22 protein-coding genes are annotated in these 25,137 nt (G+C 58.0%); 15 read left to right on the forward strand and 7 right to left on the reverse strand.

Going from position 1 to position 25,137, the window contains the following annotated elements; all coding sequences use genetic code 11:
- Positions 1–142: 142 nt before the first annotated feature.
- Together AC1ECK_RS31735 and AC1ECK_RS31740 are read right to left on the reverse strand one after the other, a co-directional pair.
- Positions 143–337 carry a DUF2905 domain-containing protein gene (locus AC1ECK_RS31735; protein ID WP_480326417.1) on the reverse strand — a complete coding sequence of 65 codons (195 nt, stop codon included), beginning with the start codon at positions 335–337 and terminating at the stop codon, positions 143–145.
- A gap of 53 nt (positions 338–390) precedes the next feature.
- Entirely contained in the window at positions 391–1,581 is a 1,191-nt protein-coding gene (locus tag AC1ECK_RS31740) for a class I SAM-dependent methyltransferase (RefSeq protein WP_480326419.1), read from the reverse strand.
- A gap of 13 nt (positions 1,582–1,594) precedes the next feature.
- On the opposite strand from AC1ECK_RS31740, the gene AC1ECK_RS31745 reads away from it, so the two are divergent.
- From AC1ECK_RS31745 to AC1ECK_RS31800, 12 genes are all read left to right on the forward strand, one after another.
- Positions 1,595–2,419, forward strand: a complete 825-nt coding sequence (locus AC1ECK_RS31745; RefSeq protein WP_480326421.1) for an SDR family oxidoreductase — start codon at positions 1,595–1,597, stop codon at positions 2,417–2,419.
- A 79-nt stretch (positions 2,420–2,498) separates the two neighbouring features.
- Positions 2,499–2,894 (forward strand): dihydroneopterin aldolase, encoded by a 396-nt coding sequence (locus AC1ECK_RS31750; RefSeq protein ID WP_137959664.1) that lies wholly within the window; start codon positions 2,499–2,501, stop codon positions 2,892–2,894.
- A 3-nt stretch (positions 2,895–2,897) separates the two neighbouring features.
- Positions 2,898–3,911: a tRNA 2-thiocytidine(32) synthetase TtcA gene (ttcA, locus tag AC1ECK_RS31755; protein WP_480326423.1), complete on the forward strand. Its 1,014-nt coding sequence runs from the start codon at positions 2,898–2,900 to the stop codon at positions 3,909–3,911.
- A gap of 142 nt (positions 3,912–4,053) precedes the next feature.
- Positions 4,054–5,415 (forward strand): bifunctional UDP-N-acetylglucosamine diphosphorylase/glucosamine-1-phosphate N-acetyltransferase GlmU, encoded by a 1,362-nt coding sequence (gene glmU, locus AC1ECK_RS31760; RefSeq protein WP_480326425.1) that lies wholly within the window; start codon positions 4,054–4,056, stop codon positions 5,413–5,415.
- A gap of 64 nt (positions 5,416–5,479) precedes the next feature.
- Positions 5,480–7,297 (forward strand): glutamine--fructose-6-phosphate transaminase (isomerizing), encoded by a 1,818-nt coding sequence (gene glmS, locus AC1ECK_RS31765; protein WP_480326427.1) that lies wholly within the window; start codon positions 5,480–5,482, stop codon positions 7,295–7,297.
- A gap of 543 nt (positions 7,298–7,840) precedes the next feature.
- Positions 7,841–9,982: an ATP-dependent nuclease gene (locus AC1ECK_RS31770; RefSeq protein WP_480326429.1), complete on the forward strand. Its 2,142-nt coding sequence runs from the start codon at positions 7,841–7,843 to the stop codon at positions 9,980–9,982.
- Positions 9,979–11,781 (forward strand): UvrD-helicase domain-containing protein, encoded by a 1,803-nt coding sequence (locus AC1ECK_RS31775; protein WP_480326431.1) that lies wholly within the window; start codon positions 9,979–9,981, stop codon positions 11,779–11,781. The genes AC1ECK_RS31770 and AC1ECK_RS31775 overlap by 4 nt, the downstream gene beginning before the upstream one ends.
- A 568-nt stretch (positions 11,782–12,349) precedes the next feature.
- Positions 12,350–12,772 (forward strand): hypothetical protein, encoded by a 423-nt coding sequence (locus AC1ECK_RS31780; protein WP_480326433.1) that lies wholly within the window; start codon positions 12,350–12,352, stop codon positions 12,770–12,772.
- Positions 12,773–12,841: 69 nt separating this feature from the next.
- A complete protein-coding gene (locus AC1ECK_RS31785; RefSeq protein ID WP_480326435.1) occupies positions 12,842–13,672 on the forward strand; it encodes a metallophosphoesterase in 831 nt (276 codons plus the stop codon).
- A 334-nt stretch (positions 13,673–14,006) separates the two neighbouring features.
- Positions 14,007–14,591: an ATP-binding protein gene (locus AC1ECK_RS31790; RefSeq protein ID WP_480326437.1), complete on the forward strand. Its 585-nt coding sequence runs from the start codon at positions 14,007–14,009 to the stop codon at positions 14,589–14,591.
- 98 nt (positions 14,592–14,689) lie between these two features.
- Positions 14,690–15,532 (forward strand): bis-aminopropyl spermidine synthase family protein, encoded by an 843-nt coding sequence (locus tag AC1ECK_RS31795; RefSeq protein WP_480326587.1) that lies wholly within the window; start codon positions 14,690–14,692, stop codon positions 15,530–15,532.
- Complete coding sequence (locus AC1ECK_RS31800) at positions 15,532–16,113, forward strand: hypothetical protein (RefSeq protein WP_480326439.1); 582 nt, start codon at positions 15,532–15,534, stop codon at positions 16,111–16,113. Before AC1ECK_RS31795 ends, AC1ECK_RS31800 begins: the two co-directional genes overlap by 1 nt.
- Here AC1ECK_RS31800 and AC1ECK_RS31805 read toward each other — a convergent pair.
- From AC1ECK_RS31805 to AC1ECK_RS31815, 3 genes are read right to left on the reverse strand one after another with little or no spacing between them, the layout of a single operon-like run.
- Positions 16,110–16,763, reverse strand: coding sequence for a hypothetical protein (locus tag AC1ECK_RS31805; protein WP_480326441.1), 654 nt, complete (start codon positions 16,761–16,763; stop codon positions 16,110–16,112). The two genes, AC1ECK_RS31800 and AC1ECK_RS31805, sit on opposite strands and share 4 nt — an antisense overlap.
- Positions 16,760–17,758, reverse strand: a complete 999-nt coding sequence (locus AC1ECK_RS31810; RefSeq protein WP_480326443.1) for an ImmA/IrrE family metallo-endopeptidase — start codon at positions 17,756–17,758, stop codon at positions 16,760–16,762. The genes AC1ECK_RS31805 and AC1ECK_RS31810 overlap by 4 nt, the downstream gene beginning before the upstream one ends.
- 34 nt (positions 17,759–17,792) lie before the next feature.
- Positions 17,793–18,146, reverse strand: a complete 354-nt coding sequence (locus AC1ECK_RS31815) for a hypothetical protein (RefSeq protein WP_480326445.1) — start codon at positions 18,144–18,146, stop codon at positions 17,793–17,795.
- Between the two features lie 41 nt (positions 18,147–18,187).
- Between AC1ECK_RS31815 and AC1ECK_RS31820 the strand changes: the two genes are divergently transcribed.
- Complete coding sequence (locus AC1ECK_RS31820; RefSeq protein ID WP_480326447.1) at positions 18,188–18,961, forward strand: hypothetical protein; 774 nt, start codon at positions 18,188–18,190, stop codon at positions 18,959–18,961.
- A 181-nt stretch (positions 18,962–19,142) separates the two neighbouring features.
- Here AC1ECK_RS31820 and AC1ECK_RS31825 read toward each other — a convergent pair whose 3' ends face one another.
- Both AC1ECK_RS31825 and AC1ECK_RS31830 read right to left on the reverse strand, forming a co-directional pair.
- Positions 19,143–19,907, reverse strand: coding sequence for a hypothetical protein (locus AC1ECK_RS31825; protein ID WP_480326449.1), 765 nt, complete (start codon positions 19,905–19,907; stop codon positions 19,143–19,145).
- Positions 19,908–20,033: 126 nt separating this feature from the next.
- A complete protein-coding gene (locus AC1ECK_RS31830) occupies positions 20,034–21,074 on the reverse strand; it encodes a restriction endonuclease (RefSeq protein ID WP_480326451.1) in 1,041 nt (346 codons plus the stop codon).
- A gap of 276 nt (positions 21,075–21,350) precedes the next feature.
- On the opposite strand from AC1ECK_RS31830, the gene AC1ECK_RS31835 reads away from it, so the two are divergent.
- On the forward strand, positions 21,351–21,812 hold the full coding sequence (locus AC1ECK_RS31835; RefSeq protein WP_480326453.1) for a hypothetical protein: 462 nt from the start codon (positions 21,351–21,353) through the stop codon (positions 21,810–21,812).
- A 204-nt stretch (positions 21,813–22,016) separates the two neighbouring features.
- The gene (locus AC1ECK_RS31840) at positions 22,017–22,325 is read left to right on the forward strand and encodes a hypothetical protein (protein WP_480326455.1); all 309 of its coding nucleotides are present in this window, start codon (positions 22,017–22,019) and stop codon (positions 22,323–22,325) included.
- Positions 22,326–25,137 lie beyond the last annotated feature (2,812 nt).

The following is a 25,137-nucleotide window of genomic DNA, read 5'->3' on the forward strand; positions in this document are numbered from 1 at the left end:
CATGTCTCCGGTCCATACACGGCGGCAAAGAAAAGTAGGTGCCGCCCCGCACAGGGGCAACGCTAATAAACCAATAAGAAAGCAAGGAAAGGCCAACACCCCAAGAACAACAACCAAGCGCCGCAGGCAAAAAAACCACCCACTACAACACCTTAACCAAAAAAGCCAAAACCATAGACAAAACAAGAGTAGACATAAAAGGAAACGGATACTCCTTCCCGAACATCTTGAGAGTCACATCCCCGGGCATCCGCCCAACCCCAACCTTCCTGAGCCACGGCCAGCAGGCCGACAAAATGGCCACGGCGACAAACGTAGTCAACAACCACCGAATCATCGCGATCCCCTAACGGAGTTGCAAACCGTAACCGCCCCTCAACCCGAACGGCTTCACAACGTATGCGTCCTATCCCCGCTCGCAAACGCATCGAGCGTCTCCTCGATGCCCCGCGAAAACGCGATCACCTTGAACAACTCGCCCATCTCCGCCTCGGACAACAACTTCTGCACCGCATTCGCCGCAGGCAAAAACCGCGCGGTATCCGCCGGGTCGATCTCCCCCAATACTTCGGTAATCCCCGCATTCAACAGAAACCGCGCCTGCGACGTATATCCCAGCAAATCCGCTCCGGTATCCACGCCCGCCTCGGCAATGCCCGTAAACTCCACGTGCGCCGTAATGTCCTGCAAGCCCGGATACAAAAACGGATCGCCGTGCGCACGGTGCCGGTAGTGGCACATCAACGTCCCTTGCTCACGCTGTGCGTGGTAGTACTCGTGTCGCGGAAATCCGTAGTCGATCAGCAACGCCGCGCCGCGCGTCAGCATCGTGCAGATCGTTCGCGTAAACGCCCGCGCCGCGTCGTGCGTCTCCGTGACGTACTCGCCGCCCACTTCCAGACCGGTCAGAAACTCGGCATCCCGCGTCGTGCTCACCGGCCGGTCGGCAAAGGCTAAGCCATCGTCCCGTAGCGTTACGCCTCGTTCCTGCCAGGCGCCGTCCGCGTGCGCAAAGAGCCGCACCGGCATCGCGTCCAGTACCTCGTTGCCGATCACCACGCCTTCGAAGTGCTCCGGTAAGGCATCCAGCCAGCGCACTCGCTCCGCTAGTGACGGCACCTGCGCTTCGATCGTCTCGCGTTGCCGTTCACGTAATTCTCCCGACAGGTCCACGATCGAATAGGTCTCGAACGGCGCGCCCAATTCGTCCAGTGCCTGCAGCAGGCCGGCCGCAAGCTTGCCTGTGCCGGCGCCGAATTCCATCACGTGACGCGTATCGCTCGCCTGCAGCGCCTGCGCGACCGGTCGCGCCAGCGTGGCGGCGAACAGCGGCGAGAGCTCCGGAGCCGTGACGAAGTCGCTGCCGTCTTCCGGACGGCGGCCGAATTTGATCGATCCGCCGCCGTAGTAGCCCAGTCCCGGTGCGTATAAGGCCTGTTCCATATAGCGGTCGAACGGCAGCCAGCCGCCGGCCTGTGCGATCTCCGCGCGGATCTGCGCGGACAGCGCTTCCGACTGCGCAAGCGCGCTCGGGCCGGGAGCAGGTAAACTATCTGGTTGGTGAGCTTTCGGATGATTCATCCGCGTATTGTAAATGACCGCCCCCTCCGACACTTCCGCAGTCCACGCCCGTCCGGCCGCCGCCGCGCGGGTCGTGCTGATTACCGGCGCCGCCCGCAGAATCGGCCGCGCGCTCGCGCTCGGCTTTGCCAGCCGGGGCTGGGACGTGGCCGTGCATTACGGAAAATCGAAGGTGGAGGCCGATCAGGTGGTCGCCGAAATCGCCGCGCTCGGCCGTCGCGCGGTTGCGTTGCAGGCGGATCTGGCGGTCGAGGCTGAAGTCGCGCGGCTCGTACCGGACTGCCACGCGGCGCTCGGCCGGCCGGTGTGTATCGTCAACAATGCCTCCCAGTTCGACGAGGATACCGCCCAGAACGTCGGTTACGAGCGTCTGCTGACCCATACGGCCATCAATCTCGGCGCGCCGCTGGTGCTGGCGCGTATGCTGTACGAGCTCACGCCCGAAGCCGCCCGCAGCGATGAGTCGCAGCGCGCCGTCGTCGTGAACGTGCTGGACCAGAAGCTGTACAACATGAATCCGGATTACCTGTCCTATACGCTGTCCAAGGCGGCGTTGCAGACAGCCACCGTGGCGCTCGCTCAGGCGCTGGCGCCGAAGTTGCGCGTGGTGGGCCTCGCGCCCGGCCTGACGCTGCAGTCCGGTGAGCAGACGCCGGAAGGTTTTGCCGAAGCTCACCGCGTCACCCCGCTCGGCCGTGCGTCGCGGCCCGAGGATATCGTCGCCGCCGCGCTGTATCTGGCCGAGGCGGCGGGCGTGACGGGAACGACGCTGGTCGTCGACGGTGGTCAGCACCTCGTGCCGTCCCCGCGTGACGTGATGTTTTTGCTGGGTGCCTGAACGCGCACGGCCTGTGAGTGCCGTTGTGCCTTGAGGCGCCCCCTTGCGTGCCCGCACGCTTTTTTTGACTGGAACGATCATGTTTGCCGCTCTTTCGCACCCCCGGCTAGCCGATTGCCGCCGGCTTTTTCTGCGCAATTACGAAGTGCACATCAACATCGGCGTGCACGACTTCGAAAAGCGCGGCGAGCAGCGCGTCGTGATCAACGTCGAATTGTTCGTACCGCTGGCGCTCTCGACACCGGTCGAAGACAAGCTGCGCGAAGTCGTCGACTACGACTTCATGCGCGCCACCATCGCGCGCCGCGTCGAACGCGGTCACATTCACCTGCAGGAAACGCTCTGCGACGACCTCGTCAGCGCGCTGCTCGCGCACCCGCAGGTGCGCGCCGCCCGCGTGTCGACCGAGAAGCCGGACGTCTATCCGGACTGCGACGCGGTTGGCGTCGAAGTCTTCCGTATCAAAGAGGATTGAGCCATGAACGCTCCTGACATCCTGAGCGCCGGGACGGCTCAGACCGTGGCGGCCGGCGAGCGCGCCGCGGCGAGCGCCGAACGGCCTGCCAAGCCCGCGCTCACGCGCCGCGAGCAGAAAGAGGCGTACGAGAACAACAAGCTGTTCAAGCGGCTTGCGCGCCTCGTCGGCCAGGCGATCGGCGACTTCAACATGATCGAAGAAGGCGACAAGGTGATGGTCTGCCTGTCGGGCGGCAAAGACAGCTACGCCATGCTCGACGTGCTGATGCGCCTGCGCGAGCGGGCGCCGATCCACTTCGACATTGTCGCGGTGAACCTCGACCAGAAGCAGCCGGGCTTTCCGGAGCACGTTCTGCCGGAATACCTGAAGCAACTGGATATCCCGTTCCATATCGAGAACCAGGACACCTACAGCATCGTCAAGCGGCTGGTGCCGGAAGGCAAGACCACCTGCTCGCTGTGCTCGCGGCTGCGCCGCGGCATCCTGTACCGCGTGGCGGGGGAACTGGGCGCCACCAAGATCGCGCTTGGCCACCATCGCGACGACATCCTGCAGACGCTGCTGCTGAACCTGTTCTACGGCGGCAAGCTGAAGGGCATGCCGCCCAAGCTGCAATCGGACGACGGCAAAAACATCGTGATCCGGCCGCTCGCCTACGTGAAGGAAGCCGATCTGGAGAAATACGCGGAGTTGCGCGAATTTCCGATCATTCCGTGCAACCTGTGCGGCAGCCAGCCCAATCTGAAGCGCGCGGAAATGAAGGCGCTAATCCGCGATTGGGACAAACGCTTCCCGGGCCGTGTCGAGAATATGTTCAACGCGCTCTCGAACATCGTGCCGTCGCATCTGATGGATCACAAGCTGTTCCCGTTCGCCGATCTGCGCGCGACGGGCGAGGCCGATCCGCACGGCGATATCGCTTTCGACGAAGAACCGTGCTCGACCGGTTCCGAAGAGGGCGCGCCGTTCAACGGATCGAAGCCGATTTCGATCGTGCAGTTTGACGATCTTTGATGTGACACCGCTGTTTCGATAAACCCCGCAAGCCAGACGCTTCGGGGCTTGCAGGCCGCCGACGCAAGCCCGGCGGCCTGCTTCGCCGTCATGAGCCGCATGCTAGAATTACCGGCTCCAAACTCGTCCCCTCGCCGACGCCATGAACATCGTGATTTTGGCGGCAGGCACCGGTAAGCGCATGCGCTCTGCGCTGCCCAAGGTGCTCCATCCCCTGGCCGGCCGGCCGCTCCTGTCTCACGTTATCAACACCGCCCGTACGCTCAAGCCTGCCCGGCTCGTCGTGGTGATCGGCCATGGCGGCGACGCCGTGCGCGCGGCAGTCGAGGCGCCTGACGTGCTGTTCGCCGTGCAGGAGCAGCAGCTCGGTACCGGGCACGCGGTGCAGCAGGCCTTGCCGTTGCTCGATCCCACCGTGCCGACGCTGGTGCTCTACGGCGACGTGCCGCTCACGCGGGCCAGCACGCTCAAGCGTCTCGTCGAGAGCGCCGCAGAAGGCTGCTATGGCGTGCTGACCGTGACGCTCGACGATCCGTCGGGGTATGGGCGCATCGTGCGGGACCAGACCGGCTGCGTGGTGCGCATCGTCGAGCAGAAGGATGCCTCGCCGGAGCAACTGCGCATCGCCGAAATCAACACCGGCATTGTCGTGACGCCTACCGCGCAACTCGGCATGTGGCTCGCGGCGCTGAAGAACGACAACGCGCAGGGCGAGTTCTATCTGACCGATGTGGTCGAGCGTGCGATCGAAGCCGGTTTCGAGGTCGTCACTGCGCAACCGGATGAAGAGTGGGAAACACTCGGCGTCAACAGCAAGCAGCAATTGGCCGAACTGGAACGGGTTCATCAGCACAACGTCGCCGAAGCGCTCTTGGTGGAGGGCGTCACGCTGGCCGACCCGGCGCGTATCGACGTGCGCGGCACGCTCGAATGCGGCCGTGACGTCTCGATCGACGTGAACTGCGTGTTCGAAGGGCGCGTGACGCTCGCGGACAACGTAACCATCGGCCCGAACTGCGTGATCCACAATGCCACGCTCGGCGCAGGCACGCGCGTCGAAGCGTTCACGCACATCGAAGGCGCAGAAGTCGGCGCGAACGTCGTGCTCGGACCGTACGCGCGGCTGCGGCCGGGCGCAGCGCTGCACGACGAGTCGCACGTCGGCAACTTCGTCGAAGTGAAGAATGCCGTGCTGGGCCACGGCTCGAAGGCGAATCACCTGACCTACATCGGCGACGCGGATATCGGCGCGCGCGTGAACATCGGCGCGGGCACCATCACCTGCAACTATGACGGCGCGAACAAGTTCCGCACGATCATCGAAGACGATGTGTTTGTCGGCTCGGATACGCAACTGGTCGCGCCGGTGCGCGTCGGCCGCGGTGTGACGATCGCCGCGGGCACGACGATCTGGAAGGACGTCGAAGAAAACGTGCTGGTGCTGAACGACAAGACCCAGACGAGCAAGACGGGTTTTGTCCGCCCGGTTAAAAAGAAAAGCTGAAGGGCCTCCGGCGCGCGGTCCCTGCGCGCCTTGAAACCCAACCCCTGCAAAGGATCAAGAATCTATGTGCGGCATTGTTGGCGCAGTTGCGCAGCGTAATATCGTTCCCGTCCTGATCGAAGGACTGCGTCGCCTCGAATATCGCGGCTACGATTCGTGCGGCGTCGCCGTGCTGTCCAACGGCGAACCGCAGCGCGCGCGCAGCGTGGCGCGGGTGGCGGATCTCGACGAGCAGGTGCGCGAGAACCACCTCGAAGGCATCACTGGGATCGCTCACACGCGCTGGGCGACGCACGGCGCGCCGGTGACGGACAACGCCCACCCGATCTTCTCGCGCAACGCGCTGGCGCTGGTTCACAACGGCATCATCGAGAATTACGAAGCGTTGCGCGAGATGCTGCGCGGCAAGGGTTACGAGTTCGTCTCGCAGACCGACACGGAAGTGATCGCGCATCTGGTGCACAGCCTGTATCAGGGCGATCTGTTTGCCACGGTGCGCGCGGCGGTGAAGCAGTTGCACGGCGCGTATGCGATCGCCGTGCTGCATAAGGATCAGCCGCATACGGTGGTGGGCGCGCGCCAGGGTTCGCCGCTCGTTGTCGGGCTTGGGCAGGGTGAGAACTTCCTCGCGTCGGACGCGCTGGCGCTGGCCGGCAGCACCGAGCACTTCATCTTCCTCGAAGAAGGCGACGTGTGCGAGCTGACGCTCGAACGCGTGCGTATCGCGGACCGTGGCGGCAACGACGTGGAACGTGAAGTGCGCCAGGTGGCGGCGTATGGCGGCGCGGTCGAACTGGGACCGTATCGTCACTTCATGCAGAAGGAGATCTTCGAGCAGCCCCGCGCGATCGCCGACACGATCCCCCAGGCCGAAACCTTCGATGCCTCGCTGTTCGGCGAAGGTGCGCAGAAGGTGTTCGAGGGTATCGACAGCCTGCTGATTCTCGCGTGCGGCACGAGCTATTACTCGGGGCTGACGGCGAAGTACTGGCTCGAGTCGGTGGCGAAGATCCCGACCCAGGTGGAGATTGCGAGCGAGTATCGCTATCGTGAGTCGGTGCCGAATCCGAAGGCCCTGGTGGTGGTGATCTCGCAGTCGGGCGAGACCGCGGACACGCTGGCGGCGTTGAAGCATGCCCAGTCGCTCGGGCATCAGCATACGCTGGCGGTATGCAACGTCGGCACGAGCGCGATGGTGCGGCAGACCGAGTTCTCGTTCCTCACGCATGCGGGCCGCGAGATTGGTGTGGCGTCGACCAAGGCGTTTACGACGCAACTGGTGGCGCTGTTCGTGCTGGCGGTCACGCTCGGCAAGCTGCGCGGTCATGTGAGCGCGGCCGAGGAAGCGGATTACATCAAGCAGTTGCGGCACTTGCCGGCGGCGCTCAACAGCGTGCTGGCGCTGGAGCCGCAGATCATTGCGTGGTCGGACGAGTTTTCACGCAAGGAAAATGCGTTGTTCCTCGGGCGTGGTTTGCACTATCCGATCGCGCTCGAAGGCGCGCTGAAGCTCAAGGAAATTTCGTATATCCACGCCGAGGCGTATCCGGCGGGTGAGTTGAAGCACGGGCCGCTGGCGCTGGTGACGGAAGCGATGCCGGTGGTGACGGTGGCGCCGAACGATGCGCTGCTCGAGAAGCTCAAGTCGAATATTCAGGAAGTGCGCGCGCGCGGCGGTCAGCTTTATGTGTTCGCGGATTCGGATACGCGCATCGTCAACGATGAGGGGCTGCACGTGATCCGGATGCCGGAGCATTATGGGTTGCTGTCGCCGATCCTGCATGTGGTGCCGCTGCAGATGCTCGCGTATCACACGGCGTGCGCGCGGGGCACGGATGTCGATAAGCCGCGGAATCTGGCGAAGTCGGTGACGGTGGAGTGAGGCGGGGGCGGGCGTTGGTGGTTTCTTGAATTGACTAAAATTATGGATATTTTAGTCGCGAAAATGCCTTGAAATAGGGGATGCACGTCGGAATGACGAAAAATCCGAATTGTGGATATTTTGGCCAATTCCGACGAAGTGTCCCGTTCGAGCAGAAGTGAATTTTTTAGTAGGAACGAAAACGCACAGTCTCTTATGGCGTGACATTCGCACCGCCGATCGCCTTCAAACTTGGCGAAGCATGATCCCCCTCGGAGCTAGCAAATCCTGTGCGATTATTTCAATAGAACAGAGTCACATAACTTCCTATCGAGATTGCACTTTGCGGAAATATTAGCCCTAACGTCAATCAGGCTGCAGCACCAAAACGTGTCACGGAGCCAATTCGGGCATTCCCGTGGTCGACCTTCACACTTGATGTCGAAGTCGTACGTTTTTGCACGGCCTTGACTAGGAGGCGCCTTTCGCCGGCTTCAGCGAGCGTTCTCGCAGGAGTCTGTGATAACTTGTGAGCTCGTGCGGCATAACAAAGCGGGGACACGCGTGCACATTTCCAAGCTAACACTCATAAATTATCGAAATTTCGCTAACGCCACGCTGCGATTCAGCAAAGGCGTCAATACGATCATTGGCGAAAATGGCGCGGGAAAGACCAACGTATTAAGAGCGATCAGACTCATGTTGGACGACAACATGGTCCGATCTTCATACAAGCTCAACGAGTCAGACTTCTATAGGGGACTTGGTCCCTGGCGCGGTCACTGGATCATCATCAGCGTCGAGTTTGAGGAGATCAGCGCAGATGAGGCGATCCAGGCGCTCTTCGTCCATGGTACGGGAGTTGGGCAGGCTGGTGGCGTGATAGAGCGAGCAACGTACAACCTGATATTCCGCCCAAATAAGCAGATCAGAATGAATCTGGCAGCACTCGCGGACTTTGATGCTGCCGGGATGAACGCGATTCTTGATCGGGTAACGATCGACGACTACGAAACTCTATTTACGGGGAAAAGTGTTGCCGATTTTGCAGATCCAGCGGTCTACCGGCGCATCGCAGGAGACTTTGGCAACGCTCTATTTAGCAATGAAGTTGAGTTTCCGGAGCTAGGTGCTCGCATTCCGGGTACGCTGTCAGTCACCAAGGAGGTGTCATTCACCTTCATTCAGGCTCTGCGCGATGTGGTATCCGAGTTCCATAACAACCGGACCAACCCACTTCTCACACTGTTGAAGAGCAAGAGCGGACAGATTGACCCTGTACAGTTTCAACCAATCGTAGACCGCGCACGACAACTGAACAGAGAAATTGAGAATCTGAACGATGTGCGAACTGTGCGCTCCGACATCGTCGAGACCATCCATGGAGCTGCTGGGCAGACCTACTCTCCGTCCTTGCTGGCAATCAAGTCTGATCTTCCGGATGAAGCGGATTTGCTGTTCCAGTCACTCAAGCTCTTCGTCGGCGAGTTCGATGCGGCCCATGAGGGCAGCATCCAGGAGCTCAGCCTTGGGGGGGCCAATCTAATTTTCCTCACGCTGAAGCTTCTGGAGTTCAAGTACCAGCATGAACGTCAGGCGCTTGCAAACTTTCTGCTTATCGAGGAGCCAGAGGCGCATCTGCATACGCACGTCCAGAAGACGCTGTTCGATCGAATCGGATACGCCGGGGCGCAGATTATCTACTCGACGCATTCGACACATATCTCCGAGGTGAGCAACATCCAGAGCGTTAACATCTTGGGGCGTAACGGGACTGCTTGTGAGGCGTTCCAGCCGACTACAGGGCTTGCTCCTGAGCAGGTGGGCAACCTCCAGCGCTACCTCGATGCCGTTCGCAGCAACCTGCTCTTCGCAAAGAGCGTGCTCCTGGTGGAGGGCGACGCCGAAGAGATCCTCATCCCATTGATGGTGAAGAAGGTTCTTGGCGTAAGCCTTGACGAGCTTGGAATCAGTCTGGTCAATATCGGCAGCACTGGCTTCGCCAATGTCTCTGTGCTGTTCCACGAGACTCGAGTCCGCCGACGTTGCTCGATCATCACAGACCTGGACGCGGCATTTATGAACACGGCCCCCCTACCTGGGGACGATCCTGAGACGTTGAAGTTCAAGAGTAAACTGCTCGGAGCCCAAACGTCCGGAGCGGCTCGCAAAGTTGTACTCGATGCACAGGCCGTTGGTAACGCTTGGCTTCGGCCCTTCTATGCCGCCAATACGTTCGAGGTTGACTTCGTGGCATGCGGCAATGCGGAGACGGTGGTCGCATCAGTCAACGACGTCTATACGCAGCCCGCAACGCGCGCTCAGTCCATAGTTGAGTTGAACTCGGGCGATCCCGCTCAGTTCGGGAGGCGAGTGCTCACGATGGCCAACTATGAAGGCAAGGGTTGGTTCGCCATTCTTCTGGGCAAACGGATAGATCACAGGACCGTCGTTCCCCCCTACATCCGGCAGGCGATCATCTTCGCTCACGGCACGTTCTCGACCGAGCTGATCTTCAGCATACTGAAGCACAGAGTGACCGTTAACGATCCGGGCGGAGCCGCCACACCACCAGCACTGCAACGCTATTGGGAACGTCTGCTGGAGTATCGCGCAGGCCGAGTTGACTTCAACACTATCAGGGCGGAGGCAGCTGTAGGGCTCCCCGGCGATCAGATCCTTGCATTTCTGGGAGATCTGCCGTGACGTTCGTCTGGACTCGGACCGAGCTGAATGATGAACAGTCGGAGGCTGTACGCGAAGAGAACAGCGTGTTCCTGGTTGCCTGCCCGGGCAGCGGAAAGACCAGAACACTTACCTATAAGATCGCTTATGAGCTGTCACGCCTGCAGAGCAAGCGGCAGTTCGTCGTCGCCCTCACCTATACGCACCGAGCAGCCGACGAAATTCACGAGCGTATCGAAGGGCTTGGCGTCGACACGTCGCAGCTATGGATAGGGACGATTCACTCCTTCTGTCTGGAATGGATTCTGAAGCCCTACGGCATCTACGAGCCCGCGTTAGCGCGGGGCTTCCGGATCATGGACAGCCATGAGCAAGAGAAGCTACTGGAAGAACTGTGCCGAACGCAGCGAGGAATCACCTACTGGGACTGCGAATACTATTTCACGGATCAAGGGTACGTACTGGCGTGCAGTGACCAAAGCAAACACCAACGGCTTCATGCCATCTTTGCGCTGTACTTCCGCCGTCTTGCGGACAACAGGCAAATTGACTTCGAGCAGATCCTCTTCTATGCGTCGCGCCTGATCCAAAGTCAACCTCAGATCGCGAAGGTCCTGGCTAACATCTTCTCGTGGATGCTGGTTGACGAATACCAGGACACGAAGAGGATTCAATACGAGGTCGTCGCCGCCATCGTGAGGGCTGGATCTGAGCGAACAAAACTGTTTGTTGTGGGCGATCCCAACCAGGCGATCTTTGGCTCGCTTGGCGGCTTCGCGATGCCGGTTGCCGAACTTCGGCAGCTCTGTGGTGTTCGACTGGAGGAGCGCGCACTATCTGAAAACTATCGGTCCACCGATCGGCTGATCAGGTACTTCTCGAACTTCACTGTTCAGGCGACCGACATTCGCGGAGCCGCGTCCGACCGAGCGTTCCCCAGCAGCATTAGCTACAACACCAATGTGGAGCGAGACCAGCTGGAGGCCGAGCTTGTGAGACTAATCAGGCTCAGCACCGCCCAAGGGGTTCCCGCGGATCAGATCTGTGTTCTGGCGCCGTGGTGGATTCTGTTGGCGGGAGTGACACGTCGACTTGCAGGCACTTTGCCAGAGTACCAGTTCGACGGCCCAGGCATGATCCCCTTCAGTCGCGATCAGGAGAACTTCTGGTATCGCTTGTCGCGGATCGCGCTGACGGAGGCGTCCCCCGCGCAGCATGTGCGGCGGCTGCGTTGGGCGGCAGAGGTAATCAGAGACCTTGGCAATGAAGGCATCGACACTCGGGAGCTGTCCGCCAAGCAGCTTCTTCGGGAGAGCAATTCCATCCAGCTGAATCAGCCTGATGGGCTGTTGTATCTCAGGGAGTTCTTCGCTTCGTTGATGGATCGCCTCGGGGTTGACTGGCAATCACACTCTTTGCTCTCGGAGCATCATCAAGCCTTCTTTGACAGTTCGGCCGCGAAGATTGATCGGTTACACAGGGAGGGCGCCGCATATATCAGCGGAATTGACTTCTTCCGTAAAGTGTTCCAACACCGAAGCGGTATCACCGTCAACACTATCCATGGCGTCAAGGGTGCGGAATTCGACGTAGTGATCGCGTTTGGCCTGCTGCAGGGAATGATCCCGCATTTCAGCGAAGAAGCAGAGGCAGATAGAGGCATCAACAGCGCCAAGAAATTGCTCTACGTTGTTGGCTCTCGGGCGCGCAAGCATCTTCATCTGATCTCGGAGCAGCAACGCATGAGAGGTGGAGGGCGAGGCCCATACGCGGCAACGGACACGCTTGCTGCGTGCGTGTTCGACTACGACGTCGTGTAGCTCCACGCTGTGATGAGCGTTGGCGTTGGAATGCCTCGTCGAACAGCGCTTCCAGCGCAGGACAAGCGCCGCACATCCCATCAGCGACAGCCTTTGCCCAATCAAATACTTCCCTTTCGCACAAGAGGCCAATCGCCGCGTACCGCCCACGACATTGACCTTGGAGTTGTTAGTTCCAAAACTGAATATTTCACTTCGGGCGGGATTTCCAAGAAGGACCGAGAGGGTGCGCGTGTTTCCACGGACGTTCAGTCCACGCGGTAGTGAGTGACGCTTTGCACATTTGTTTGACGAGATGGTCGCTGGACACGACCACCGGCAATTATGACCGCCATGCTGTCGATATCTCATGCGGCATGGTGGCCCTCATACTCTCCGATCCTGACGATTTCGAGGATCGCAGGCTAGCGTTCCGACCGGTTCGCGATTCTTCTATCGCGCTACTTCTTGTTGCAGTTTTGTGATCAGGCATAGTGCGACGTGACAAGGATCTGGCACGACTTCATCGCAGGGCCGAGAGTGCGTGGCGACGTATAATTTAGAGGCACTTCCGGTCCGCGAGGTGACCATGATCAACGAGCGCATGCAGTGTCAGGAAACCCTCTGGACGGTGTTCACCCAAGGCGAATGGTTTACTGCCAGGCAGGTCAAGGAGCGTCAGTCCTCGCCTCCCGCGGACGAGTTTCAGCCGGTAGTCGAGTGGAAAAGCCACGGCCGCATCTTCAGTGTAGCGTTTGACGACGAAGAACATTTTGCGGGTTATCAGTTCGGTGCCAAGTGCCAGCCGTTGCCCGTGATCCGAGACATTCTCCGGGCGCTGGGCGAGGTTCGCAATTCGTGGCGCGTTGCGGCTGGGTTCCACTTTCCAAACGGATCGATTGGCGGCGCCGACGCGAACGTCGATCAACCCGTGGCGCCAATGGATGCGCTCGATTGTCCAGATGCTCTCGTCGAGGCTGCGCGGCATATCCGGGGCGAGTACGTCGCCTGATGGCCGACGTCGCAAGCAGCTTCGTCGACGAAGGCATGTGACCATGCAAACGGGGTAACCGCAGAGGATATGGCAATCGCCACAAGCCATTCGCATGCTGTCGAGCGATATCCGCAGAACGTCGTTGGCCGGGACTTCGTTGTCGGCGACGTGCATGGTTGTTTGTCGCTTCTCGACTTCGAGCTTGCTGCCCGTAGTTTCGATCCGTCGCGTGATCGACTATTCAGTGTCGGGGACCTGATCGACCGAGGCCGGGAATCACCGTCAGTTCTCGATGCCGTGCATCGTCATCAGATCAAGGCCGTACGCGGCAATCATGAACAGAATATTCTTGACTGGCTTTCGCGTGGTGCGCGTGCTGACGATTTCGAGCGGATTAAATCCGTGCGGGCAGTTCCTGACAAGGGAATCGATAGCTGGGCTCAAGAGGACGGTGATACGAAAAGCCTAATCCTCAATGGGGGAGAATGGTTCATCCGGCTATATTGTGCCGTCGAGAGGGATGCGGCGGACACTGTCATGAACATCGCTTCGTATTTCGCGTCCTTACCTTATGCGATCGAAGTCGAGACAGTGCACGGTAGAGTCGGGATTGTTCACGCCGATCCCCTTCTTCCCCAGTGGGACAAGCTGATCGATATCCTGGAACATGGTCCAACCGATACTATTGAACGCAATTCCATATTGTGGAGCCGTCTTCGTTGGCGACCAAACGCAAGGGTTCCGCCCATGGAAAATGTGATAGCCGTTATCGTGGGCCATACACCGACTCGAGAAATCGCTCAGCGCGGAAGCGTGATCAATATCGACACGGCAGCCGTTTATGGCAACAAGCTAACGATCTTCGACCTAGCCGACATCCCGGAATATCTGGCTGCTGGAGAGTGTGGCATAAGCTAGTCGTATGGGAGGCTATCCTGATCTGGACGCCACTTCGTTAATGGCGACTCAAGCCATACCGATTGCGATCCAGCTGCGTTAAAGGTCAACGTTGTTTGTACCTTAGAGGCGGACAGTTTGGCTCTTTCCGAGTTCGCACAGGTCACTGTCGTCGTGGCATGGCCTTTGTGTTCGCACGCGGTCGTGATGGAGAATCTCCTTATTTGGACCGGGTTATTTGTTCGGACAGGGGCGCTATCGCTGCGTCAAAATTATGCTGCCAGGTGGCAATCCGACAATTGCCAGGGGATACTGCGCGTACCAATAGCCAGCGGCAGAATCAAGGGGACATCACATGGGACGTGTGATCTATTTAACCGGGGCGCCCGCGACGGGCAAGTCATCAATTTGCCACGAAATCTTAGGGCGGAACACAGGGGTTTGTGTTTTCTCGTACAGCGCCATGCTGAGAGAAACCGTTGCGTCCCGCACGGCCACGTCGCTTGATGCGCAGCAAATCCGCCGAGAATCGGCGACCGTGGTGACGCGCGAAGATGTGGTGGCTACTGACGAGAGGCTAATAGACAAAGTGGCGGCCGCACGGCAATCTAGGCACGTCATTGTAGACAGCCATCCTGTTACCAAGGAAATCTATGGGTTCAGGGTGACGGGTTTCACCATTGAGCAGTTGCAGGCGCTGAAACCCGACGCCATTGTTTGTACCTATACCCAGCCGGAAGAATTGGAACGACGCATTCGTCTGAACGCGGAGGGGCGTATGTCCGCCTCAATCTATGACCTGGACATGCATGTCAAATTGCAGGCCTCGGTTGCCGTCCAATACGGGCTAATGCTGGGTCGACCAAGCTATTTTCTCGATACTTCTTCTGCGCTTGATCTAACTGTTGATCATTTTCTGACTATTGCAAAGTTTTCGTGATATTTTGCTCCAGTGGTGTCAGTTGATTCGCAAGTATTTTTTCATGTCCGTTAGTACCAGTTAAAACCATTCAAATGGGTCACTTTATCGGGGGGCGTATGGCGGAGCGAAGGGAGATCGATCTTAAGGCAGCAATTAATGCAATTTCCGATGTGGTCCAAAATCGGCCAAGACCGCTACGGGAAATGGACCAAATCTACATGAAGACCGGCGACATGGTTCTTCAAAGCGAGATGGTCGCAAAATGGGCCGACGGCAAGAGGCTGGCGTTCATTGGTGACGGGGATGCAATCAGCGTAAGCGTCGCCTATCTCATGCGTCGACAGATCCTGAGCTACGGGCCGACCAAGATTCAGGTCTTCGATTTCGACGAGCGCATCTGCGGCGCCATCAAGCGCTTCGCCGATCGCGAGCGGATCGAGACGCTCGACTCTACCCTGTACAACGTGCTGGAGGCCTTCCCGAACATCGGCCACTTCGACTGCTTCTATACAAATCCTCCTTGGGGTGCCAGCAACGGCGGCGCTAGCGTTAACGTCTTTTCTCAACGCGGCATGGAGGCTGTGGGGAACAAGGGTGAAGGCATGATTGTGATCGCTGACGATCACGATCTGGAATGGCCGCAGCAAGTTCTGGCCGAAGTTCAGAGGTTCGCGCTCAATTCCGGCTTTTACATCCAGCGCATGGCATCCAGAGTTCACTTGTATCACTTGGATGACAACCCAGATCTACGGTCGTGCAACTTGATGATTAAGTCGCTGCCGGGCACAACTGCGCCGCTGACTTCCGATGCCATCACCGATCCGAGCCGGTTGGAAAATTTTTACGGCAGCGGACGTCCAATCAAGATCAGGTACGTGCGTGAGCGAAAGCGCGTCGACTACGGCATGGCGCATGACGACGAATACGAATATGAAACGTTTGCTGAGAGAGGACAATAATGGCCGGCATCATTCAACCCAATCGGGGCATCTTGTTCATGAAGGTTGGCGTCCACGCACAAGAAACGCTTGAGGACATTATCGAGCGCAAGACCAAGGAGATCAAAGATGCTGGCTTCGCTCTTTGGGGCTATGGCGGGAACACTTGTCATCCTGCGACGATGGTTCAGCCGTTCGTAGCAGGCCACGAGGCACGCGGCGAAAAAGTGGTTCTGTGCATGAATGAAATGGTGTCGAACCACTTCGCCGACCCCGTGCGGGCACAATACTATTCGATCGATGGTAACGATTGGCGCGAGGTGCCCGAGGCCATCAATGTCCTCGGTTCGAGGTACGCCCTGGCGATTAAAGAGCTTCGTCGCGAAGAGTTCGTATTACCCTTGAACAGGGTCACCGTGGCGATCGGCAACAGCCGAGGGATGTCTGGCCTAAAGTACCTTAGGGGCCGGGTTGACAAGGCCTGCCTGGAACTGGGTGAGGGTGTCGATATTCCCCCGGCGCCCGAAGAAGCTGCTTCGGGCATTCAGATCGACTTGGTAGCCGAGGTGTGCGAACCGTATGCCGTGTTCCTTAAGAACTAGGCCGGATAGTCGATCAACACACTTGGCGCTTCCGTCTGGATATTGTTGATGTAGCTCGTCAGCCCCTCGTGACAGGATCCGAGGGGAGCGCCACCAGAGTGGCAACCCAGCGCCATGGTCAGGCTAGTGTCGACTGCGGGCAGAATGCAGATGGAAGGTTGCACTGCATCCAGGCCCGCACCCGCGATCAACCATAGCACCAGTTGTTCCAAGCAAGCCACCTTTCCATGCGCGTAGGCGCACGCTGTATGCACTTTGAGCGCGGCAATCGCCTTGATGGCGCGCTTGTCACCGGTCATCATCAAGTCAATTCCCCGCGACACCATCAAAGCACAGATTTGGCTTTCGCCCAAATCCAGGTCAACGTCCATTTCTACCGCCGCGCTTTCCAGTTCGGCGGCCAGCGCGAGTTCCTCAGAGCTCGGCTCGATCGCTGCTATGGCTGACATAGCTTCCTGGAAGTGAGCCTTGGCTTCTGCCAACTGTGGCTCCTTCAGCTTCTTCTTGAACTTGCCCGTCACAACGAATTGGGCAGCGGCGATCATCCCGAACTCTTTGCTCTCGAACGGCGCCGACGCGAGTAGTTGCTTCAACAACTTGTACGATGCGGTCTTGAGCAGGACATCCGTATCGATCAATGCTTTGCTCATCGGACCGCTCCCATGACTGCTTTCACGAAGTGCGCGTTCTCGTCACTCAGGTTCGTCCAGGCCATTTGCTGGGATGCGATGCCATTGACCACTTCCCAGGCAGGCGTGGCGTTGGCGTAGATGTGCTTCATCGCTTTCTGGGCGACCGCCCATTCGCCGGTGGAGTAGCCGTAGCACAGCGCAAGCGTGCCGGGTTCGATCCGGTTGCTCGGGCCGAGAGTCAGTGCCTGGGTGGCAAGCTCACGCGCATTGTGGCCCTCGCCCTGCTTGGATACCTCGAAATCCGGGTCGCCAGTGAGCAGTTCCAGCGCGTAACGATCCGCTTCGATTTCTTCCACATCGTTTTCTTCAGGCTTCTCGTCATCTTCCATGTCGAGAAGCGCCGAGCCAGCCTCGACGTGGCCGCAAGCGATGTGGCCAATCTCATGGGCCAGATAGAACGCAATCGATGCTGGGTACGAGGAGTCTTTCGCTAGCAGGATTGCGTAGCGATCCTTGAAACTGGCCACCATGGCACTCATGCGCTTGGCCGCCAATGGGTAAACGCGCAGATGCAAAACGGGTACGCCGGCCCCCCACAGGGCGGCCAGCAGTTCTATCAGGCCGACGTAGTCGTTGCCCTTCAAAATAAAATTGCGTAGCTGTAGGGCAGGTACGCCTTGCAGAGAAACGGTTTGCTCCACCGATTTGACGAGCATCCGAGCCAGGGATTTGCCAAAGGCCGTGATGGCCGGCTTGTCACGCTGGTCGTCACCCTTGAAGCTCTTGTACTTCGCGGAGTCGTCCCAGATGAACTGAGGCGTCTGATCGTCGAGAACGGTTAACGGGTCGAGTCCCAGGTTGCGGGCCAAGGAAAACCGCAGCTCCGCTTGAGCCGACGGCGATGCGTCGGCGGCGTCGCTCCACCACTCGGGCCAGGCGGCGCTGATCGCCGAATCGGTCAGCCCCGTGGACTTCGCTAGGCGCAGCCGGAACTCACGTGCATTATTCGCCAAGATGCCTCTCCATGCGCGAGATGGTGAGCCAGTTCTAGCCCTGGCCTTGTCGTTCTTCCACGGTATAAGGCCGTGTACTTTCTATCAATTTCGCAAGCAACGCCGCGTGTGGGTGGCTCCCATCCCAAACTTCGTCGAGCAGTTTGTGCAAATCGACAGTTTTCGGCTCCTGTGCGCGTGCATTTTCCGAAACTTCTATTCCAAAAAATGCACATAGTCGAATTGCGTTTTTCACTCTGCTGCCGGCACCTTGCCTCAGGAATCGACGCGCAGCATAAAAGTCCACGCCGCTGGCCTTGGAGAGGGCTGTCGGCGTGTCTTTGTAGCGAGTCAATGCCTCATTCAGCTTGGCCTTGACAACATTCCATTGGGCTTGCGTTTTGTGCATATTTTGGTATGCTATCAGAAATATGCACATATGAGACTTCCATGCTTGCCGATCTTCTCGAGTCGCCCTCGAACGCCCATCGCCGCGTCGACGGTGCTGTCCCAGATATCTTTTGCTGGACCAAGATGGGTACCGAGGCAGGGCAAACACTCGATGCCATCATCCGGCGCAAGGAACTGGAGCGCATGGCTGGCAAAGGCGTGTTCGCATGGGGTATTGGTAACTCCTTGGGTACAAGTGTTGACCTGGCTCGTCAGATGCGTCCCGGCGGTAGGGTGGACGTTCTCTTCACCCCGATGAAAAGCGCACCCAAGCAAGCGGACGTTTCGCCTTCCCAAACTTTCCTTTGGCTGAGCTCCATCGAAAGGGATGGCCGCATCGCGCCGTTGCCGAAGCACCTGCTGATCACCAGCCGTGGCGGCGAAGGTAAGAGGACACATTACGCGCTGCTGTGCCACAGCGACAGCAGTATCGAAGACGAGACACTGGAGAACTACATTTACGCTGCAAGCGCGCGCAACCTGGCCAGTAGCAATCGCATCGGTGCCTCGCAAGTTACTTCCATGGTGCGGTACGGTTCTGACACGGACTCTCCCGACGGTGCACCCTACAAGGTTGCCTTTCGGGCGGCGTTACATCAGCAGGGCTTCCTGAAATTGGTCAATCCAGTGGCGCTTGATGGGGCAATCGCCACGCTGTACCGTCAAGCGTGTGCGGCCACCACTGCGAGCGAATGGCTCGCGCTGGCCACCGAAGTACGACAGATGGCGCAAGAACGGGCTAGCGCAACGCTAGGGGCGGACCTGTTTTCCTGATACTGTGATTTTATACAGTATTTGTCGCCCTATCAAGGCGACTCTTGTCAGCGCACCCACCATGGCCGAATCTCACCCGAGCTCCGTACATGAAGGGTTCCGCATTCGGCCGTACGTCCGTTTGCATTACACAGGTTGCCACTGGGAGCAACGCCTGAACGCGGTGACACGTAACGTCACTTCAATGCGATGGGTTTGATCGCTTCGCGAGTTGAGTCTCCAGCCACTTGCGGGACTGCGATTCCGGTTTGACGGCTGCATCAAAGTCTTCAAAGCCGTCGAGAAACTCCCTCGTCGCAGCGAACTTGCTCTCGTTGATCCCGGCGGCTGCGAGCAGATCAAGCATGCGTTGTCTGTCAAATTTCCCCATCTCGGGATCGGTCAAGGAAATCGGATTGACGAAGAACTCGCCGCGGTAAAAGCACAGGAGTCGCAGCACATGCGCGTTCGTCGGTATTTGGCCCATGAAATTCGAAGATAGCTGCAATGCACACACATCCCTAGTCGCCGCACTTCGCTTTTCAGCCGCAGCGTAGGCGTCGACGAAACCAGTCCCGATTAACGAGTTCGTCCTGGCCTGGACTAAACCCCATCCAAGGCCGCCTCTCGGGATGAAGCCGTCGAGAAGTAGCGCTTGAAAGGCAAGCGACGCCGTAATCAGGTAGCGCAGTGCGAAGTCGTCCTTCGGGAGGCTCGAATAGACGACGAACATGTCGTTCAGGCGGAACGTGGAAAACTCTGACGTTCCCCATACCTTGTTCATCGTATGCACAACGAGCCCGAATGGGATCGCCTTGCGGAAACGCAAGTAATTCCGGTCCATGTGGTCCGCCAGGGTACCCAGCATTTCTTCGTCGCTCTCAAGGATCTTCTGAGTAAATCCGAGAGCGTCGACGACCAGGACTGGGGACTGAAACGACTGATGGGGTTTGCGGCGAAAGAACATACTTGTCTCTCAACTCTCACGACAAGTCGTATTGGCGGGCTAGAGTCTGCGTCCACTAACTGTCAGCGCATGGATCACTGCTCTCGGTTGGTGCATGTGCCGACGGTGGTTGCACAGGTTGCATGTTCAGCTGTCCGGTATGTACAGAATCGTGTGAAGCGCTTGGAGCGATGCTTCAACCGATCCGCGGACCTTACGCCATTGCGCAACCTCACAGTGTCCTTGGGCCAAGAAAACGTATGGCCCGTTGATGAGGCCTCGCATTACCTTGGAAAGTGCGCGCGAAGCGTTTCCAGAAATCAGTTTGTGAAGCTCCTCTGCTCGCACGCCTACGGACTTCATGCGGTTAAGTGTTGAGTCAAGAATAGTCCGCTCGACGTTTTCTGCCTTGATTGACGACAGTACAGTCTCTGAGGCATTTAGGAAGTCGCCCACGTCGCGGGTCAATTCACCCAGCTTTAGGGTGGCAAGGTCTCGAACACGCTTAATCTCGACCTTTGTGGCTTCAATGCCAACGGCCACTCGATCGATCTCACGCGTTGCCGCGACAATGAAGGTCAATGCATCTGGGAACACTGTTGGGCGATCATCCCCCGTTGCCAATCTGACCGGGAAATCTTCGACTTGTGCTGCTGGTAGCGCCATTGCCGTCAATTCATATGCGCACGCTAGCAGTTCTAAGAACGACTCGCGATCGGCTCCCGGCGGGGGGCCTGGGGAACCATCATCCAGAACAAACAAGTCTTGCAATTCACGCTGCAAGCGATGCGCCTTTTGCGCGAGGGCTGAGAGCTCGCGCTTGTGGATCTCGCTTCTGGCGCTGTCGAGTAGTTCCTGCATGCTGGTCAGCGTAATGTTTGTGTTCTGGGCGACGCGTATGGCACCGGCCTGGAATCCCGACTCGGATAGAAGAAAGGCCCGATCGGCGCCAACGTCAGATGCGATCTGACCGAGGGCGAGAACCTTTTCCTTGGGTATCGCCGTGTTCCAGAGTTTGCATTCGATGACCCAGGTCACGGCGACGCCGGCAACAGTTACGCGCGCGAGCACGTCAACTGAGTGAACGCCGCGCGCCCCGATTACCTCTTTTTCCATCTCGACGGTGCAGCCAAGCGACTGAAACAGTGCTGCCACCTGTTGTTGATAGGCTTGCCAAGGTACCGTCATATGGAATCCTGTTGCTGGCGGGTTATGCCAATGCCCACATTCAGAATTGCTGCTAGCTTGCTCGCGGGCTTTCCGACGCTTGCACATGTCGCGATGGCGTTGCGAAATTCTACAGTCGCAACGTACGCAGCGGACGGTGGAACGGATAGTGGTGAACGTCCCGGTTAGGTGTCTTTTTGCGTGTTTGTCGTTCAGTTGTATACAAGCGGTCAGCTTGTTGCGCGATGATCACGCCTTGAACAAAAAACTCGTAAGTTGAATTTACCAGGTGACATCATGCATGCAATCGGAAAGTCCGAGCGCTCCTATCAAAGAGATTCGTCGCATGCAAGGCGCATGAATTATATGCAAGCGGTCGCCGGCTTCCTGTCAATTCGATCAGGTGCGCCAGACACTCGGCAGGTCGATTCCATCACTGTCCGTTTGCATTGCACTGACTTATGTAAGGTGAAGGAATCCAACGTGATCCCCGCAAGTCAGTACGAAGACAATGACGACGCTACAAAAGATGCAGACGACCCGCATTTCATCGCACGGCATCAGGCGTTGATCCTTGACGCGGCCGATGAATTGGCAAGGTACTACGCCGACTATTTCGGTGTCTCCCCGGTCCGTGCCAAAGAGCAAGCGCTAAGCGCAGTCAGTGCAATCATCTCCGGGCCTACAGTCTTTGCGCGACCGGGTGAGAGCACGATCCGAGTCGTGGCACCGGTGTTAGCGCCCTTTCACTACACTTAACCTCAATCAGCGGCAAACAATCGTACTCGCGTGCGGCGCCGAAGACGGTCTCAGCAGAAAACCGACCGTTGTATACGGGCATCCTCTCTAGGTAACCACGGGGAGGGTCAGCTTTGATTCTCCGCGCCGTAAACATGACTTGCCTGATTGATCTTCGCTCGATGAGAGCGAGGCACGTGCGCTCGGGCGAACACGGAGAACGAAATGACATGGCGAGTTTATGCGATGGCCAAACCCAATGGCCCTTTCAGGTGGGTGCCCACCCTAGCGGAGCTGCTAGACGGGCTGATGGGGAACGGCGACGAGTTTTCAGCAATGGTCATCAAGGCGGAACTTGACGACGCTCTGTCTTCCGCCAAAGACGCGGGTTGGCGTGAAGATTTTCATGATGAGCTGCGCGTCTTCACGCCGCCCAATGCCAAAGCGCTACGATTTGGTCTCATCTGGACACAACAGGACGAACAGCACACGACTTTCGTGGTCTCGCCGCAGCCGCTGAACTGGCTCGAATAGCGATCCGTTACTGATTGTGGTCGATATCGTAAACGAGCATGCGCCTTAGGCCATGTTCCCAACGATAGAGATTTTTCTTTTTTGGGTCTTCGCAATTACTGGGCTTGGCGAGATTGAATACGCGCCGTGCATGGGCGGACCTATTGCGTCATGCGCCGCAGATTTCGGGCGCTTGCAACTTGCGGGCGCTCACTATAAGTGCCCATTGACCGACGCAATCGCGAGGGATCGAGCTTCTGGATGCCGCCGAGCTTGGCTGGTCGACGACGATCGTCGACGCACTATCAAAACTGAGGTAGTTCTCCGCGTCTATGCATTGGGAACTCGAAACACCATCGATCGATGCGCGCCCAGCCACTTTACCTTTTTGGTTCCGCCAATTTTCAAGCAAGAAAAGACTTCATGTTCTTGTTTATCGATAAAACGTCGTGCAATGTTGTGAGCTGCAGCGGTCCTCGTCAAGCAAGATCGGCCGTTCCTGTCTTTGAATCCGGCTTTTGTGGAAAATAATTGCTTGTGGGAGCGCCGTTTGTTCAGTGAAACCGCCGACGCCTTCGCAAACTATGCTTTCTACATTTTCGACGCGACGCGGGCTGAGACAACCTGCGACCATCTGAACGAAACGAGCACTCAACGTTGTGAGCGCATTGGGCTGCATTCGAAAAGTTAGTTGGAACAGCAACGGCGTGCTCCAGACGGCAGTTTCCAAAACACGTTAATCTATCAAGCTAGCTTGAATTGGCGCTTAGGTTAAGCGAATATCGATCAGTCTTGCACCAAGCGGCGGCACAATATCCCACGCGGCTGGAATCCCTAGAGGGCTTTTCTCTCCATTTTCCTAGGGATGAGGTTTATATCCACTCCGTTTTTCTTAGGAAAAGACAATGCATCAGCACGAACTCCTTCAAATTTCCGGGCGCCTTTCGCCGACCGATGTATGTGCAGAGCTTCTCGCCCTAAGCGTTGCCGAATATAGCAATTCTCCTACGCTAAGAATCACTCTTGAACTTGACGACGCGGGCGGAAAACTCACAGACACGGGCCGGGGTATGCGACTAACGCCGGATCGGGGCGATACGCTGACGCATGCCGAGCGGGCACTAACGAGCTTTTACCCATGTCCTCCTTCTAGCCCAGAAATGGAGACGGTCCTGCGTGAACTGGTCTGGGGCGAGCGAGGTTCGATAGGGCCTGCCCTTGCCAACTTTGCCTGCCCAACATTGCAGTTCACTAGCATGAGGGACTCCGAGGTGTGGTCGCAGTGCTTTAGCAATGGGGAGCCTTCAGGCCCGGCGGTGATGCTGGGCTCGACCGAAAACACCGGGACTATCATTGATTTCAAGACCGCGGGCCCCATCGACCATGCTGTGGTTGCGAAGCTCGTCGAGGCACTGCGTTCCCGGATACACGGGCTCTCCATAACTCTTCGGTATTCCTGTCCAAAGGGCACAGCGTCCAACTCGCCGAGCATCACGCTTGACGGCTCGCCCCCGGGTTTCTAGCGCGTGCGCGCAGTGCGAGTGCAAGTCAGAACTGTCCGAGCGCGTCCGCGTAGCGACCTAGATCGCTCCCCATATTGTTGCGCAGGGAGGTCTCCCATTGGGGCGAAGGCTTGGCGCCGAGGCGTTGCACAACGCACTTGCTCGACAAGGAATCTGGACCCGTTATTTTCCGAACTCCTCAAGCCTGCGCATCGGACTGCCCGACTCGGAACGAGACTGGACATGTCTTGAGCGAGTTCTTGTCCGGGCTATGTGCGAACTCCAGAAGATTGCCGAATGACCGCACCCTGCATGCTTTAGGCGCGTGCGTACCTTTGTTGCCACGATCCGAACCGACGTCTTTGCGCTTGCTTTGGGATCTACCTGCTTCTAACGGCATTCGTATCGGTTTCCGATACCGCTGAGTCGGATTCGATCATCACACAGCCAGATCCCGTACATAGGAACAGTAGGGGCAGTAGGCGCGGGGGCGCACGACCGAACTCATCCGCGCTCTCGTATTCGGCGATTTTCAAAGGCTCCTGTGTCTTGGGTGCCGCACACAGATCGGTTACAACGAACGACAAGGCCAGCGACGTAAACGATGGTGAGAAAGCTGCGCTAACGCTTCGCCCTAGTAGGCAGGGCTCAGCCAGAATTCCGGATTTGTCGTTTTGCACGAACGGCACTTCGCCGATGCAACGCTCACCAGTCTAATGATCAAAATGAAAATAAGCATGCCCTCCCAACCGTCGACATCGCGAGGATCGGGACCAATCAGTTTTCCGATTTTCCTCGCCGGCGCTTATCATCCGGACTGAGGGAACAGTAGATCTGCAGGAGTTGCAGGGGCGGCACATTGATGCATGAGTCCTGCAATCCTTGGCGAGATGAGGATGGGTCGGCAGGCATAGTTGCGGCCGACGAGATGCTGCGGTAGGTCGGCCTGCCAAGTTGGGCTCTGTGCTCTAGCTCATACGCAGCGAGCTCCAAGCAGGCTCGGTCCTTTCGAGAACAAGTCTGCTTTTTTGCACGCGCTTTGAAATGAGGTGATCCCTGTTAGCTTGCCAGAACCGGTGGCGCTCTCGACGATCGATCACGGTCCGATAAAGCTTGAGGGTCCTATACTGCCGGAGGTCGTCAAGGCGAACGTTTTTGCTACTGCGATCTGTTTGCTGAAAAGTAGGCATGACCCGACGTTGCCAACGATTCGCGAGCCACTGTCGATTGCCCCCTCGCATGCGCGGTTAAAGAGAGTATCTGCTGGCGTGCTGGTACTTCAAGTCCGTTAGGTACGACCGCTCGGCTATGCGTTGCCGGGCGGATCTCAC

This window comes from Paraburkholderia sp. SSBN10T (assembly GCF_056619545.1).

Coding starts and splice junctions, on each gene's coding strand:
- AC1ECK_RS31740 (WP_480326419.1), bottom strand. CDS start 1,581: ATGAATCATCCGAAAGCTCACCAACCAGATAGTTTACCTGCTCCCGGC.
- glmU (WP_480326425.1), top strand. CDS start 4,054: ATGAACATCGTGATTTTGGCGGCAGGCACCGGTAAGCGCATGCGCTCT.
- AC1ECK_RS31840 (WP_480326455.1), top strand. CDS start 22,017: ATGACATGGCGAGTTTATGCGATGGCCAAACCCAATGGCCCTTTCAGG.
- AC1ECK_RS31815 (WP_480326445.1), bottom strand. CDS start 18,146: ATGCACAAAACGCAAGCCCAATGGAATGTTGTCAAGGCCAAGCTGAAT.
- AC1ECK_RS31835 (WP_480326453.1), top strand. CDS start 21,351: ATGCATGCAATCGGAAAGTCCGAGCGCTCCTATCAAAGAGATTCGTCG.
- AC1ECK_RS31750 (WP_137959664.1), top strand. CDS start 2,499: ATGTTTGCCGCTCTTTCGCACCCCCGGCTAGCCGATTGCCGCCGGCTT.
- AC1ECK_RS31820 (WP_480326447.1), top strand. CDS start 18,188: ATGCTTGCCGATCTTCTCGAGTCGCCCTCGAACGCCCATCGCCGCGTC.
- AC1ECK_RS31780 (WP_480326433.1), top strand. CDS start 12,350: ATGATCAACGAGCGCATGCAGTGTCAGGAAACCCTCTGGACGGTGTTC.
- glmS (WP_480326427.1), top strand. CDS start 5,480: ATGTGCGGCATTGTTGGCGCAGTTGCGCAGCGTAATATCGTTCCCGTC.
- AC1ECK_RS31830 (WP_480326451.1), bottom strand. CDS start 21,074: ATGACGGTACCTTGGCAAGCCTATCAACAACAGGTGGCAGCACTGTTT.
- AC1ECK_RS31790 (WP_480326437.1), top strand. CDS start 14,007: ATGGGACGTGTGATCTATTTAACCGGGGCGCCCGCGACGGGCAAGTCA.
- AC1ECK_RS31735 (WP_480326417.1), bottom strand. CDS start 337: ATGATTCGGTGGTTGTTGACTACGTTTGTCGCCGTGGCCATTTTGTCG.
- AC1ECK_RS31785 (WP_480326435.1), top strand. CDS start 12,842: ATGGCAATCGCCACAAGCCATTCGCATGCTGTCGAGCGATATCCGCAG.
- AC1ECK_RS31825 (WP_480326449.1), bottom strand. CDS start 19,907: ATGTTCTTTCGCCGCAAACCCCATCAGTCGTTTCAGTCCCCAGTCCTG.
- AC1ECK_RS31745 (WP_480326421.1), top strand. CDS start 1,595: ATGACCGCCCCCTCCGACACTTCCGCAGTCCACGCCCGTCCGGCCGCC.
- AC1ECK_RS31800 (WP_480326439.1), top strand. CDS start 15,532: ATGGCCGGCATCATTCAACCCAATCGGGGCATCTTGTTCATGAAGGTT.
- AC1ECK_RS31805 (WP_480326441.1), bottom strand. CDS start 16,763: ATGAGCAAAGCATTGATCGATACGGATGTCCTGCTCAAGACCGCATCG.
- AC1ECK_RS31795 (WP_480326587.1), top strand. CDS start 14,690: ATGGCGGAGCGAAGGGAGATCGATCTTAAGGCAGCAATTAATGCAATT.
- ttcA (WP_480326423.1), top strand. CDS start 2,898: ATGAACGCTCCTGACATCCTGAGCGCCGGGACGGCTCAGACCGTGGCG.